The organism is Labrenzia sp. OB1, from assembly GCF_001624695.1.
Taxonomy (GTDB): domain Bacteria; phylum Pseudomonadota; class Alphaproteobacteria; order Rhizobiales; family Stappiaceae; genus Roseibium.
This window is the reverse complement of the sequence record NZ_JSEP01000025.1, coordinates 45,377-59,936: the sequence shown is the minus strand read 5'-3', so window position 1 is coordinate 59,936 and position 14,560 is coordinate 45,377. Positions and strand designations below refer to the sequence as shown.

The 14,560-nt window shown below is 58.4% G+C and carries 11 protein-coding genes and 1 tRNA gene; 7 read left to right on the top strand and 5 right to left on the bottom strand.

The annotated features are described in order from the left end of the window. Nucleotides 1-190 precede the first annotated feature (190 nt). Nucleotides 191-1,036 (bottom strand): LysR family transcriptional regulator, encoded by an 846-nt coding sequence (locus OA90_RS23900; protein WP_068418706.1) that lies wholly within the window; start codon nucleotides 1,034-1,036, stop codon nucleotides 191-193. Nucleotides 1,037-1,146: 110 nt separating this feature from the next. On the opposite strand from OA90_RS23900, the gene OA90_RS23895 reads away from it, so the two are divergent. The 6 genes from OA90_RS23895 to OA90_RS23870 all read left to right on the top strand — a co-directional run bounded on the left by OA90_RS23895 (nucleotide 1,147) and on the right by OA90_RS23870 (nucleotide 7,397). After that, entirely contained in the window at nucleotides 1,147-1,617 is a 471-nt protein-coding gene (locus tag OA90_RS23895; RefSeq protein WP_068418703.1) for a hypothetical protein, read from the top strand. Nucleotides 1,618-1,836: 219 nt separating this feature from the next. Continuing rightward, nucleotides 1,837-2,649, top strand: coding sequence for a ferredoxin--NADP reductase (locus OA90_RS23890; RefSeq protein ID WP_068418699.1), 813 nt, complete (start codon nucleotides 1,837-1,839; stop codon nucleotides 2,647-2,649). Nucleotides 2,650-2,915: 266 nt separating this feature from the next. Next, nucleotides 2,916-4,739 carry an N-acetylneuraminate synthase family protein gene (locus OA90_RS23885; RefSeq protein ID WP_156510615.1) on the top strand — a complete coding sequence of 608 codons (1,824 nt, stop codon included), beginning with the start codon at nucleotides 2,916-2,918 and terminating at the stop codon, nucleotides 4,737-4,739. Next, the gene (locus tag OA90_RS23880; RefSeq protein WP_068418693.1) at nucleotides 4,732-5,763 is read left to right on the top strand and encodes a GDP-mannose 4,6-dehydratase; all 1,032 of its coding nucleotides are present in this window, start codon (nucleotides 4,732-4,734) and stop codon (nucleotides 5,761-5,763) included. Before OA90_RS23885 ends, OA90_RS23880 begins: the two co-directional genes overlap by 8 nt. 20 nt (nucleotides 5,764-5,783) lie before the next feature. Further along, a complete protein-coding gene (locus tag OA90_RS23875; protein ID WP_156510614.1) occupies nucleotides 5,784-6,482 on the top strand; it encodes an acylneuraminate cytidylyltransferase family protein in 699 nt (232 codons plus the stop codon). Between the two features lie 36 nt (nucleotides 6,483-6,518). Beyond that, nucleotides 6,519-7,397, top strand: coding sequence for a class I SAM-dependent methyltransferase (locus OA90_RS23870; protein ID WP_082837241.1), 879 nt, complete (start codon nucleotides 6,519-6,521; stop codon nucleotides 7,395-7,397). Between the two features lie 15 nt (nucleotides 7,398-7,412). Here OA90_RS23870 and OA90_RS23865 read toward each other — a convergent pair whose 3' ends face one another. Both OA90_RS23865 and OA90_RS23860 read right to left on the bottom strand, forming a co-directional pair. Further along, complete coding sequence (locus OA90_RS23865) at nucleotides 7,413-9,266, bottom strand: tetratricopeptide repeat protein (protein ID WP_068418687.1); 1,854 nt, start codon at nucleotides 9,264-9,266, stop codon at nucleotides 7,413-7,415. Between the two features lie 262 nt (nucleotides 9,267-9,528). After that, nucleotides 9,529-9,603, bottom strand: a tRNA-Val gene (locus OA90_RS23860). A gap of 305 nt (nucleotides 9,604-9,908) precedes the next feature. Between OA90_RS23860 and OA90_RS23855 the strand changes: the two genes are divergently transcribed. Further along, nucleotides 9,909-11,798 carry a DUF4139 domain-containing protein gene (locus OA90_RS23855; protein WP_199823818.1) on the top strand — a complete coding sequence of 630 codons (1,890 nt, stop codon included), beginning with the start codon at nucleotides 9,909-9,911 and terminating at the stop codon, nucleotides 11,796-11,798. Between the two features lie 57 nt (nucleotides 11,799-11,855). On the opposite strand, the gene OA90_RS23850 is transcribed toward OA90_RS23855, so the two are convergent. Continuing rightward, nucleotides 11,856-12,539 carry an HAD family hydrolase gene (locus OA90_RS23850; RefSeq protein WP_068418684.1) on the bottom strand — a complete coding sequence of 228 codons (684 nt, stop codon included), beginning with the start codon at nucleotides 12,537-12,539 and terminating at the stop codon, nucleotides 11,856-11,858. Between the two features lie 73 nt (nucleotides 12,540-12,612). Next, entirely contained in the window at nucleotides 12,613-14,256 is a 1,644-nt protein-coding gene (locus tag OA90_RS29820) for a methyl-accepting chemotaxis protein (protein WP_279625830.1), read from the bottom strand. Nucleotides 14,257-14,560: the final 304 nt, after the last annotated feature.

Sequence of the window (14,560 nt, the reverse complement as noted above, 5' to 3'; positions counted from 1 at the left end):
GAAAACCGGTCCAACAACACGAATGCTATTGTCTGGCCTGTTTCTTCGTGTGTGCGTCCGGACATTTACTTGGCCTCATTGGAAGGTATTATTGAAGATTGTCTTTATTTTGCAGTAAGTTTTGCAGTTTTTATTGATGTGTCAAATAAAAAAGGCAATTTAAGATCAATCTTTGTTTGAGGTGTCACATTTATGGTGAAGGCGCGTTAAAACCCGTCATCCAAATACGAAACACTTCGTTGGCGGCGGCCGTCTTTTTGACAGCAAGACCCACTCTACGTTCCGATAGGAAAGGGTGGTCGATGGCGATGGCGATGGCGGCGATCGCCTCGTGCCGGGCCACGTGACCAGCCGGCAAGAGGGCGCCGCCAAAGCCCAGCCGGACCAGTTCCAGAACCTGCTGGTCGTGAACCGCTTCGGCGGAGGACGTCAGGGTCAGCTCTTCCCGCGCAAGTTCCGCAAGCAAGGCGTCATAGCGGGGGCAGTATCTGCGCGCTATCAAAGGCACGGCGTGAAGCTCGCCGAGGTCCAGTACCCGCATGGCCGCAAGCGGATGGCCCTTGTTGAGCGCCAGCACATAGGGTTCCCGGATCAGTTCGTGGAACCGGTGGCTTTTCGGGGCGCAGGCCTGGTCGACCAGTGCCAGTTCGGCGTCCGCGGCATTGGTTTCAAAACGCAGCTCCAGTTCTGGACAGGCACGCTTTAGTCCCTGAAAGGCGCCGCGGAACGGTTTTAGGAGAATGTCGGGCGACGTGTAGAAGCTGGCATGCCGCTGTGCCAGCGGTCGAAAACTGTCTTCCGCGTTCTGGACCGCGCCAAGGATCGACAGGGCGTGCTGGTAGAGCCGGCTGCCCTGCGTGGTCGGGCGCAGACCTTTGCGCGTGCGGACAAACAGCGGCGCGGCAATATTCTCCTCCAGCTTGTGCAGGGCCTGGGACAGGGATGGCTGCGCGATGCCATGCGCGGCGGCGGCAGCGCTGATGGTGCCGAGTTCAAAGGCGCTGACAAAGTAGCGGAGCGGGGTTACTTCAATCATAGGAAAAACCAATTCAAGATATAGGTCGCATAGGAATATACTTTGATTTGGCCTCCGGGGACAATTGCGGCATCGACCCCGCCTCTAACGGCGACTACAGGAGATCCGACATGACTGCCGTTACGACCCCGGACCAGCGCCTTGAGCAGGACCGGACCTTTCCGTTGCCGCGCACCGAGCCGATTGCGATCCATCAGATCCTGAACCTGTTCGAGAAAGGCAGCCCCGAGCTGCTCGCCCTTATGGCCGAGGATCTGGATTTCCGGATCGATCACTATCGAGACGAGCTGGATGTATCGTGGCAATCCGCCAGAAATCTAGCCGAGATGACGTCGGTCCTTCAGCGGCTGGCGCAGGGGGTCTTCACGAAGGGCACGCGCATTGCCGGCCTGTCGTCGGTGGCGCTTGGAGAGGGCTGGTTCCTGACCCGGTTTCACCAGGTGTTCTTCTATGAGGTGCGCCAATGCGACTGTGAGAGCGTCACCTTAATTCTCAGCCACGAAAAGGACGGCAGGCTCGACTATTTTCGGGAGACCGTCACCAATGTTGTTGACCTCGGCGAACGGGAAGTCGAGGCCTGACGGAGCTGTTGCCTTTGCCGTGATCGAAACCGGTTGCCCGTGACCGGGTGGCCGGAAACGACAGGGCGTGTTGGCTGCGCCCCAAAACCTGACCAAAATTAGAAAGATTTTTTTGTGTCAAGTCGCTTTAGTGGTCCAGAGTTGCTTCAAGTCAACGCACGAGTGGTGCTACATGAGACACAATACCCATTATGCGATGACTCACGGAAGCCGATTGAAATGAATGTACTTGCCAAACCCGCAGATCTGGAAGCCGCCGCACCGGCCGGTGTGTTCGTGGAAGAAGTGAAGACCGTCCAGCATTACACGGACCATCTGTTCCGCTTCCGCATGACCCGCCCGGCAAGCTTCCGGTTCCGGTCCGGCGAATTTGTCATGATCGGCCTGATGATCGACGGCAAACCGCTCTACCGGGCCTATTCCATCGCGAGCCCGGCATGGGATGAGGAGTTGGAGTTCTTCTCGATCAAGGTTCCGGACGGACCGCTGACGTCGCATCTGCAGAAAATCCAGCCCGGCGACGCTGTTCTGATGAAGAAGAAGTCGACCGGCACGCTCGTCAACGACGCGCTGGTTCCAGGCAAGCGGGTCTATATGTTCTCCACCGGAACCGGCATTGCCCCCTTTGCCAGTCTGATCCGCGATCCGGACACCTATGAAAAGTTCGATCAGGTCATCCTGACGCATACTTGCCGGGAAGTCGCCGAGTTGAAATACGGTGAGGACCTTGTCCAGGAAACCATCAACGATCCGCTGATCGGCGGGTTCGCAAAGGACAAGCTGGTGCATTACACGTCCGTGACGCGCGAGGAGTTTCCGCGCAAGGGGCGGATCACCGACCTGATCAAGTCCGGGAAGCTGTTCGAGGATCTTGGCGTTCCGCCCCTGGATCCGGCCATCGATCGCGGCATGATTTGCGGTTCCATGGACATGCTCCGCGACACGAAGGCGCTTCTGGAAGAAGCCGGCCTGAGCGAAGGCGCCAACAACAAGCCTGCTGAATTCGTCGTCGAACGGGCGTTTGTCGGCTAGTCGCAGCTTGCATTGAAGAATCACCTGAAGGCCGGATCAGTCCGGCCTTTTTCGTTTTTCCGCTCTTCGAAAACGTCCCGCAAACCGGCCTGCCGACGTGTTTGGGAAAAATGCGTGCAAAATTGCGCGCTTATCTGTGGAAGGTGCGCTGAGGGGCGTCCGGATCAATATCAACTGCTTGGGCCTTGCAATACTCTCCGGTCAAATTGCTTTGAAAAACATGGGTCCCAACTCTGTGGTGCGTGTTTTGGTTTGGGTTGCTTGAGATGAAAATCATTGCTGAACTTGGCATCAACCACCGCGGGTCTACCGAAGTTGCCGGGCAGCTCATAAACATCGCGGCGGAAGCCGGCGCCTGGGGCGCCAAGTTCCAGTATCGGGCAAAGCACGGCTTCTATCAGGCGACGAATGAGATTGGCGACGAGATCCTTTCCCGGGAGATCGACGACAATTACATCCCGCCCGAGCGCGTTCTGCAGTTGGTGGACCTGATAAAGCAGCAGGGAATGGCCGCGGGGATCAGCTTTTTCAAATCCGGGGACGCCGCGGATTTCGGCGATGACATTTCCCGCTTCGATTTCTTCAAGGTCCCTTCGGCGGAACTTCTCAACGAAGACCTGATTTCGGCCATGGCAGGCTTCGGGAAACCCTTGATCCTGAGCACCGGCGGCCACTCGGAAGAAGATATCTTCAATGCGATTGACCGTACCCGCGACATCCCGGATGTCATCTTTCTTCACTGCATCTCCAATTATCCGGTTCTGCTCGGAAATCAGCAGATGGGGTTTCTCCGGACTCTGAAGGAACGCACCGCATTGCCCGTTGGCTATTCCAGTCACGATCAGGACTGGGAGGTCTGTCTTGTTGCAGCGGCCAACGGCGCGACCGTTTTCGAACGCCATCTGACGATGGACAAGTTCGGCAAGGGTATCGACGACAGCTCGAGTTCCGATCCTGAAGAATTTCGCCGCATGTGCAGACTTCTAAATGCCTATGAGACGGTTCAGGGCACCGGACGGCGCGAGGTCAATCAGGGTGAGCGCATCAACATGCAGAACCTCGGCTCGTCGCTCTATGCCAGCCGGGACATCGCTCCGGGCGAAACGCTCGATGCGCGAAACACCGTCATCAAGGCACCGAGGAAAGGCCTCACCTGGGCGGATGTGAAACAACGCGGCTTGAAGGCGGTCAAACGGCGGGTAACCGAAGGTTCCGCCATTTCAGATCTCCATTTCAGCGGCCCCAAACCGCCGCTGAACAAGAAGCTGATCGCGTTCTGCGATGAAAAACAGCTCTCCATCCCGGTCCGCCTGCATGACGCCAAGGCGCTGCAGACCCGTTTTCCAATCAAGAACTACGAACTGCACCTGTCGTATGAAGAGGTCGCCACCTTTGGCGGTTCGATGGAGGAGGGGCTCGCGCGGCTTGACCTGTCGCGTCACTATTCCATTCACATTCCCGACTATATCGACAGCAAGACGCTGATCGATCCGCTCTCGAGCGATGAGGCGACGGTTGCGGGCAGTGACCGCGTGATCGGCACCTGCGTGGATCTGGCGCTGGAACTGGAGTCGAGGACCGGTGCGGCGGTTCCTGTCGTCGGTAGTTTCTCCAGACTGCTTGAGGAGGGCAAGCGGGCAACCTACGGCCGCCTGCAGGATTATCTGGACCGGACCGGCCGGAAACGGGGCATACCTGTTTATCCCCAGTGGCTGCCGCGCATCGCCTGGTACTTCGGCGGGGCGGATATACTGGACATGTTCTGCGGGGCGGACGACATCGAGATCCTCAATGACATCGGCATGGAACTGTGTCTGGATCTGTCGCATCTTATCCTCTCCGCGAATTACGCCAAGCAGGACTGGCATGGCTGGTACGAAAAGCTCGTGCCGCTTGCCCGTCACCTGCATATAGCCGACGCTGTCGGCATCGACGGCGAGGGCATCGAATTCGGCAAGGGCGATCTCGGAGACCCGGGTGCCTATATCGACGGTCCGGGCCGCAAGGTGCTGGAAATCTGGCAAGGTCATCTGTCCGAAGGTGACGGATTTGAAAAAGCGATCCTGCAACTGGGAGAACAACATGGCTAAGGTACTGATCACCGGCATTTCCGGTCAGGACGGTGCTTTTCTGGCGCGCGCCCTTCTTGAGCGCGGCGACGAGGTCTACGGCGCCATGCGGCGGGGAAGCACGTCCAAGACGGGGCGCCTGAAGGAACTCGGCATTCGCGAGAAAGTGAAACTGTGCACCCTCGAGGTCACGGAATTCGCCAATGTGCAGAATGTCCTGAACGAAATTCGCCCTGACATGATCTTCAATCTTGCGGCCCAGAGTTTCGTCGCGGACAGTTTCCAGTTCCCGCACTATACGTCCGACGTGAACTACATGGGTGTGTTGAACATCCTGGAGGCCATGCGTCTTCTGAAGCTGGATGCGAAGCTGTATCAGGCATCGACATCGGAAATGTACGGCGACGTGCTGGAAAAGCCGCAGTCGGAAAAGACGCCGTTCAATCCGCTGAGCCCCTATGCGGTTTCAAAGCTTGCTGCCCATTCCCTGGTGGTGAACTACCGGCAGGCTTATGACATGTTCGCGACCTCCGGCATTCTCTTCAATCACGAATCCGAGCTGCGTGGCTATGAGTTCGTCACCAGAAAGATCACCAGCTGGCTCGCCCGCATCAAGCTTCAGAACGCCGAAGCCATGCCGCTGGGAAATCTCAGCAGCGTTCGTGACTGGGGATATGCCCCCGAATATACCGACATGATGATCAAGATGCTGGATCACGGTGAGCCGGACGACTTCGTCATCTCGACCAATACCGAATACACTGTTCGGGAATTCCTTTTCATGGCGGCGCAGGAAGTGGGGTTCGACCTCTATTCCGAAGGCGAGGGCCTTGAGGAGAAATGCTACAATCGCAAGACGGGCAAACTGGTCGCCTATGTCGATCCCCGCTATTTCCGCGCTTCGGATGTTGTCTATCTGCGCGGCGACAACAGCAAGGCACAGAAGCTTCTCGGCTGGAAGCCGGAGATCCTTGCGCCGGAGATTGCCCGCCGCATGGCGATCTACGATCTGAAAAAGGCAGCCGTCAGCAACCCCGGTCTTTGAGGGAACGCGGATTGAACGCCATGAAGCGCGCAGTTGCGATCATTCCCGCACGGGGCGGGTCCAAGGGTATTCCGGGAAAGAACGTCAAACCCTTCCTGGGAGTCCCCCTGATTGCCCATACCATACGCGCTGCGCTGGCCGCCGAGACCGTTTCAGATGTGGTCGTTTCCAGCGATGATCCCGGGATTCTCGACGTTGCCGCCAAATACGGCGCGACCGGCGTGTTGCGGCCAGCGGAGATTGCCGGCGACGAAGCCTCTTCGGAAGCAGCGCTTTTACACGCGGTCGAAGCCTGCAGGGAATGTGAAGATGCCGAGACGATCGTCTTCCTGCAATGCACGTCTCCGCTGACCACACCGGACGAGATCGATCTGGTGGTGCGTACAGGCGAACGCCTGGCCGCCGATACGGTTTTTTCGGTCGTTGAAGTGCATGCGTTTCTTTGGGAAATCGCGCCCGACGGCACGGGGATTGGCGTCAATCACAACGTCTCAAAACCCCGCCAGCGTCGTCAGGACCGGCCGGAACAATTCAGGGAAACGGGAGCGATCTATGCACTGCGCAAAAGCGGGTTCATTGAAGCGGGGCAGCGGTTTTTCGGAAAAAGCGTGCCGGTCGTTCTCCCAGACGCGACGGAAATCGATCTCGACACTCCGCGCGATTGGCTTGCCCTGGAGGCCTTTGCGGTGGCGTGTGGACGCAAACCACACCTGGGATAGACCCCACAAACCGAACGCCCGGCGAGGCCTGCTGCGATGACGAACATATTCGAGACCCTGTCGGAAATCGGTGCGGCGAGCGAGGCGCATCGGGAAGTCTTCGCGAAAGGAACCCGCGACCGCGGCGATGTCACCGTTTACAGGGACCGCCAGTCAGGCGTCATCTATATCGACGGCTTTTATGGCGGCGACGAAATCTACGAGGAGGGGGAGTATCGACAGGTCAATCTGGCGAAAACCGGTTCGCGCGATTACGAAATCACCCGCGATGCCACCCGCCGGTCCTCTGCCTGCAAACCCTTTGTCTGCGGACGGAATATCGTAGACTTCGGGTGCGGCGACGGCAGCTTTCTCCGCAACGTTCAAGACGAGACCGCGTCCTGCTGCGGTGTGGAACTGCAAAAAGACTATGTGCGGGCGCTCAGGGACGAGGGCATCGCTTGCCACACCTCCCTGGCAGATCTTGAAGACGGCAGCATGGATACAGCCGTCAGTTTTCACGTCCTGGAACATTTGCCCGATCCGCTGCCGGTGCTGCGGGAGCTGAAACGCGTGCTCAAGCCCGGTGGAACCCTGATTGTTGAAGTGCCTCATGCCGGAGACCTGTTGCTGCGCGAGTTGAAATGTGATGCCTTCAAGGCTTTCACATTGTGGAGCCAGCATCTGGTCCTGCACACTAGGGACAGTTTGCGACGGCTCCTGGCGGCAGCGGGATTTGAAAATCCGGTTGTGGAAGGGGTCCAGCGTTATCCGCTGTCAAATCATCTCCATTGGCTCTCGGCCGGCCGGCCTGGCGGCCATAAATCGACGCTTGCGGCGCTCGATACGCCGGATCTCCTGTCTGTCTACGAGGCGGCTCTGAACAGGATCGATGCAACGGATACGCTGATGGCAGTCGCCAGAAACCCAGGCTGACTGGAAAGCAGACTTTTAAAGGCCGAGACGCTTGTTCCGTCTCTCCGGCGTCCAGTTTTCCATCTGGCGATCCAGTTCCGCGATAATTTCTGGAACGAATTCCGAGCACGGCCGGTCCGTATAGGGACGCATATAGGTCATGGTCGGATACCAGGGCGGGTTTTTCTGCCCGAGAAGCAGGGCGGGTTCCTGCTGACCGAAGCGGATGCACGGAATGTTGAGGATACCCGCCATATCGGCAACGCTCGTATTGGCGGAAACGACAAAGTCGCAGATACCGGTCAGGGCCGCGGCGCCGAGCAGGTCGTCGAACAGATCTACATCCTCGAAAAACTGAAATTTTTCGGGAAACTTCGTCTGGAAGAACTCGATTTCCTTTTGAATTGCCTTGTATTGCAGGTTCACGAAGATCGCGTCGCGCGACTCCAGGACAGGCGAAATGGCGGGTGCGGAGAGATAATATCTCGCGCGGTTCGCTGCCAGGTTCTGGGACCGCCAGGAAAACCCGATAACCGGCTTGTCCTCATAGCCTCGCAATCTTTCCAGATACTCCCGGGCCCGGTCTTTCTGGAACGAATAGACGGGGCTTGGAGCAGATTTGAAGGCCTCGAGATTCGGACGGAAGAACTCGACCAGATCACTGATATTGGCTGTCACATCGAAATCCGAGGCGGTCGCTTCGAGTTCCGCGTTCATCAGGGCTGCACGGCACTCGATCTGGGGAAAGGAGTGCTGCATTAAGGCCGCGCCTTTTTCCGAGACCTCGACAATGACCTTTCCGGCCTTCTCGGCAAGCTGCGGCAGCATTGTCCCCGCTTTCAGGGCATCGCCGAGCCCCTGATCGGCCCACACGAGAACTGTCTTGTCGGAAATGTCCTCGCCTTCCCAGGCAGGCACGTTGAACTTCCTGCGTGTGACCTGGGCAGCGGCATCGCCAAAACGGGCTGTGTGCAATCGCCAGCCGTTTTCCAGATCGCCATTGGCAAGATAGGCGAGCGAGAGGTTCCAGTTGACCGTCTGGTTCGTCCCTCCAGAAATCTTTTCAGCCAGCTTCATCATCTCGAGCGATTCCACCTGATCGCCGTGCATCAGCAAGGTTACTCCCATGGTTACGCACTTGTGGAAATTGTTGGGGTCCGTTTCAAAGCTTTTGCGCGCGTATTGAATGGCTTTCGCGGTTTCGTTCATGCTGAAAAGCAACCGGGCGGCCTCGTGCTGGATATCGCTGTTGTCGGGAAAACGCTCCAGCGCATCGCTCAACTCGTACTGGGAGGGCTCGAATTGCTTGAGTTTCTGCCTGCAGCGCGATCTGTGAATGTAGTTGATTGGGTTGTCCGGGCTGAGCATGATCGACTTGGTCAGGAAGGTGATGGCATGCTCCGGCCTGTTGGCATTCATGAGCAGGTTCGCGTAGTTCTGGTAGGCCTCCAGATAGTCGGGATCCTCGACGAGCAGGGACTGCAGGATCAGTTCAGCCTCCTCGTATCTTTTCAACTGTGTAAGCGCGATGGACTTCATGTTCCGGGCTTCGCGCTCTTTGGGGTTGATCGACAAGGCCTTGTCGCACACGAGCAGCAGGCTTTCCGAATCCGTCCCCACATCCATCATGGCCCGCGCCAGATTGGCGTAAAACGGGGCTTGGTTGTTGTTGGCCGCGATGGCTTTTTGAATATATTCAATCGCCCGCTTGGGATTGCCCAGTTGCCGGTAGGTGACGCCCAGCAGATTGAGCGCATCGGCATTGTTGGGCGCTTTCTTGAGGACCTGCTTGTAGCACCGCTGCGCTTCCTTGACCTCGCCTGCCTTTTGCAGGGCAAGTCCCTTCAGCATCTTCTCCCGAAGAGGGTTCGCAGCGGTTTGCGTGGCCATATTGTCTCTATCCTCATGGAATCACGATCCGAAGGATAGCAGGAGCCCGCGCGAAACAAAGGTACGCCGCTCAATTGAGCCAAATCGTCTGGGGATTGCGGGCCGGGTGTTTGCCATTCACAACATGCTCGCAGGCGGGCCGTTTTTTACTGGCCAAAGCGCAGGTTTCGGAATGGCCGTACCTTGGGCTGAAACTTGCTGTCGTTCGATCTGCCGCTTTTGGAGGTCGGCGTGATCGTATTCAGGTCGCAATGAAGGAAAATGGTGGGCGATACTGGGATTGAACCAGTGACCCCTCCCGTGTGAAGGGAGTGCTCTCCCGCTGAGCTAATCGCCCCAAAATCCTGATTTGGATGGCGGGTGTCTAAGGGATGTGGCAGGACTTGGCAAGGTCTTTTTGCGGCCTCGGGCGCTGTTCCCGGCGCGTCCGGCTTTCGCTTCTCTCTCGACAGCTCAAATCCCGTTCTTCGTAGAATTGCCGTAATTTCTGCCCATTGAATGTACTGTTCTTTCGTCTCTCCCCGATTGATTTCCGGAGTATTTTTGATGTTTTTCAGCAAGTCTTCCGCTGCATTCTTTTCACCAGCAGCCATATTCTTTCTCTGTTTGCCAACCGCCGGCTGGTCCGCAGGCAACGGGCCGGTGACATCCATTACGCTGTCGTCCGGCGGCCTCGCCGAGGTGGTGCGCAAGGCCGATATCGACAGCACCGGCCTCATCGAGATGACACTGCCTCTGGATCAGGTGAACGATGTCCTGAAAAGCATTGTCGTCTATGACGGCAAGGGTGTCGTTGAGGGGCTGACGCTGCCCGGTCCCGATCCACGCGCCGAAACCTTCAAGAATCTGCCGTTCTCTCAAGACGATCTCCAGTCTCCGGCGCGTCTTCTGGCGCAACTGCAGGGCACGCGCGTGCGCCTGGAAATGGCGGGCTCGACAATCGAGGGCCTTGTGCTGGGTGTCTCCGTGAAGGACCAGGGGGACAAGGGGCAGGCAGACATCGCTTCCGTGCTCAGTGATGACGGGCGGATCGTCGGTGTGGACCTGACCCCGGAGACGGAGATCGTTTTCCTTGAGGATGAAATCCGCCAGCAGGTTGCCAGGGCTCTGACTGCGGTCGGAAACGGAAAGTCGGATGGCGCGCGCTCCGTCACGTTGAAAGTGACCGGGGAGGGGGAACGTGAAGTGACCGTCTCCTATGTGGTTCCGGCACCGATCTGGAAAACCGCCTACCGGGTGGTGACCCTGCCGGCGGGCAAGGCCCGGCTGCAGGCCTGGGCTGTGCTGGAAAACGCCAGCGGTGAGGACTGGGAGAACGTGCGCGTCACCCTGTCCTCCGGCGCTCCTGTCACCTTGAAGCAGCGCCTGCATGACCTTTACTGGAAAGAGCGGCGCGAAGTTCCGGTCGATGTCTCCGAGGGCTACGTTCCCAGGCCGGACAGCGGCGCCGAACCCGTGTTCGAGCTGGCCGAGACGGACAGCCGTCTGAAACGAGGCGGTGCTGCCGCGAGCGCCTTTCTTGCGGCGCCTGCCGCAGCGCAGGAAGCACCTGCCGTCCTCGCCGCCGCCAATGTAGGCGAAGCGGTGGAGGGGGCGGTCACAGCCGCCTTCACGCTGCCTTTCCCGGTGACCCTTAAAAGCGGAGACACTCTTTCCGCGCCGATCGTCGATCAGGTCGTGAGCGCTGAAACCGTTTCCGTGTTTCAACCGGAAAGCGGGCTGCCGCATCCGGTGGCGGCAATCCTGATCGAGAATGAAACCGATACAAGCCTGCCGAAGGGCATCCTGACCGTTTATGACGAACGGGAAGGCTATGTCGGCGATGCGCAGATTGGCGGAATGCCGTCCGGCGAAGGCCGCATGGCGAGTTTCGCAACCGACAGGAAGGTCCGCATCGCACAGAAGACCGAGCCGGATGACAGGATCGTTTCGATCAAGGTCGCCGAGGGTGTTCTGACCGCCTCCGTCCGTCAGCGTTCCGAAACCGTCTATGCGATAAAGGGAGCGCCGGACGCGGAGCGCACGATCGTCATCGAACACCCAAAGCGGCCGGGCTGGACGTTCACCTCTGCGCAGGAAACGGAGGCAACGGCAACTCATCATCGTCTCAGGATCCATGTGCCCGAGGGCGGTTCTGAAACGGTGCGCGCGGTTGCCGAGCGTATAGTTTCGGAAACCTACGCCCTGATGTCGACCGGTGAAAACCTGCTTTTGAGTCTGGCGGAGCGGTCTCCGGACGCGGAAACCAGCAAAAAGCTGCAGCGTCTGGCCAGCCTGCAGGCCGAAATCTCGCAGATCGAATGGCAACTGCGGCGATTGCTGGAGAACAAGGACGAAGAGACAAGGGACCAGGAGCGCCACCGCGCCAATCTGATCGCTGTTCAGCCGGGCGCCGACCTGTACAAGCGTGCCGCGCGCAATCTCGCCGAGTCGGAAACGCGCATCGAGGAAATCGACACCCAGAGCACATCGCTGAAGGACAGGCAGGCGGAGATCCGCGCGACGCTGGGTGAGGCGATCAGAACATTCTGAATGATCCGGAACTGAGCTCTGCCAAAATCCCCTGAGTGCAGGAGCGCGGCGCCAGGGTCAGGTTACGGCGCCGGGACGTTGCGGTGAAAGCTCTGCGACGGCTGCGGCCAATTCGTCGAAATGGGAAATCACCCGGTCCGGTGCGAGGTCGCGCACCGGCACGGGCGTGTAACCGAAATCGACCGCGATTACCGGAATGCCTGCGTTGCGGGCAGCGTTGATATCGGTGCCGCTGTCACCGATCATGATGGAGCCCGCCACCTGGCCGCCGGCCCGCTCAATGGCGCCGTGAACCGGTTCGGCATGGGGCTTGGAAACCGCAAAGGTGTCGCCTCCGACAACGGCGTCGAAATATTTGCCGAGATCGAGCTCCTTGAGCAGCGGAAGGGTCAGCCTTTCGGCCTTGTTTGTGCACACCGCGAGTTTCCAGCCTTCGTTGCGGAACACTTCAAGGGCCGGAAGCACGCCTTCGAACGGCCGCGTCCGAACGGCTAAATTGCCTGCGTAGTGGTCGAGGAAATGGCTGTAGAGCGGCGCGATTTCGGGGTCTGTCCAGGCGACGCCGTTGTAGTCCAGCCCGCGCTGGATGAGAACTTTCGCCCCCATGCCGACCATGTGGGCGACATCTTCTTGCGGGATCGCGGAGTGGCCGGCCGTGGTCATCACGACATTCAGCGTGGCAACCAGGTCCTCCATGGAAGACACCAGGGTGCCGTCGAGATCGAACACCAGAACAGACATGAAAACTCCGGCAAAGACGAAACGAAGCTTTGCCTAGCCGTATTGGGGCGCCGCCGCAAGGTCCCGGAGCTCCCTAAAGCTTGTAGGCCGTGCGGAAACCGCCCCAATGGCGTCCCTCAACGATGATCGGCGCGTCGATCTCCTTCATCCAGACGATTTTGCCGCCGCCCATGTCGCGGGCGTAGGACTGGATCAGGAAGGGGCGGGTATTGCGCGCCGCACTGAGACCGGCCCTGTCGTCGAATATCCGCTTGTTGCGGCAATTCGCCGTGTTCCAGGCAGGATCGTCAGGTCTTTGCGGTTTCGAATAGATCAGATTGTGAACGGGCAGATAGCCGTTCCGGTCGATCGCGGCACAGAACACCATGCTATTTCCGGCGCCAAGAATTGCCTCCTGGATGTCCGGCAGGACTTTTTGCAGATGGGCAAGGGCGCGGTTGGAAAGCTGCAGGGGATTGGATCCCTCTATCGGCATGTAGTTGGTGTCGAACAGGTCGTCCTGGCTCAGCTGGCGGTTTGCCAGAAGACCTTCCATTGCTGCGATTATCTGGGTCGCACCCGATTGCGCCAATTCCACCTCTCTGGCGTGCGTGGAATGAACGGAAGCGATTTTCGCGACAAGTCGTTCCTGGAAGTTCGAGGCCGGATTGTCGAAGCGGCTATGACAGCCATTGTCGGATACGGAAACAACCGAAATGTCGGCTCCGCCGATGCCGTCAAGCTCGAGATGAGCTCTGCTGCCTGTGCGCAGAAGTCCGTCGCTGTCCGGCTTGAACAGAACGCCACCTTCCGAGATATCCAGTGTTTCGATCTTTGCCGCCGTTCCACCGGTGGTGACGGTCCCGCCCAGCTTGACGGGAAGCCTGTCATGCTGCCGCCGGTCACCTATTTCGGTCTGCCGGATCATCATGGTGAAACGCGACTGCAGCGAATACGCTGCTGTGCTCATGTCCGTCCCCAGGGTCCGGGCGCGCGTTCCTCCCTCTTCCGCGGCGGAGGCGGAATCTGTAATCGTGTTGACTTTCTTCACCACTTCCTGGACGAAGTTCGCGGTCTGCTGGGCCTGTTCGCCGATCAAATTGGTGGTTTCGACCTGGGTCTGTACTGCTCCCTCGACAGCGGCAAAGCTCGGCCGGATACGTCCGATAACATCGATAATCTGGTTGACCGAACCGAGACTGTTCTCGGCCGAATGATTGAGCCGGTCGATATTGGCGATGATCTGTTCCGTGGCCGACTGGGTCTCGACGGACAGTGCCTTGACTTCGCTGGCGACCACAGAAAAGCCCCTGCCGGCTTCTCCGGCCCGGGCGGCCTCGATTGTGGCGTTAAGGGCCAGCAGGTTGGTTTGCTTTGCTATGTCCGAAATCAGATTGACCACATTCGCAATGTCATCGATGGCCTGCTTGAGTTCCATCACCCCGCCGTTGGCCTGGTCGGCCACATCCCGGGCTTCGTCGGCAAGCTGATTGGAAAGCCCGACCTGGCTGCCGATTTCGCCGCTCGACGTTGACAGCTGCTGAATGGAATCCGCCAGCCCGGAAGCATTTTCTCCTGCGGTTGCCGACTGATCGGCAAGCGATTGGCTGTCACTGCGGATGGTTTCCAGCTTGTCCATCTGGCTGTCGAGCTGGTCCTGAACCTTCTCGGCGGCTGAACTGATGGCTTTCGCCGCCACCGTCAGATCGTCCTCGAGGCTGTCCAGAACGAAACTCATCCGGTCTGAAGAATTTGCCTTTTCAGAAACGGATCCGTTTTCGTCTTCAGATGCCTCAGGGGGAGCAAAAATATCAGGAGAGAATTCCTCCCGTGATTTTTGTCTTGATCCAAGTCGAAGTATGTTCATTTGAATTTTTGCTTTCCAGTCCCCAGACTAATTTCATTATTATGCATGGGTATCCTGAAGGTATGGTTAACCAAGAGTTGGACACTTTCGAATGCGCAGTTTCTCCGGGTGAAGTAGGGAATGTCACTGGACCGCCCGAGCCCGGCCATGTTAAGCACCCGGCGGCCAAAACGAG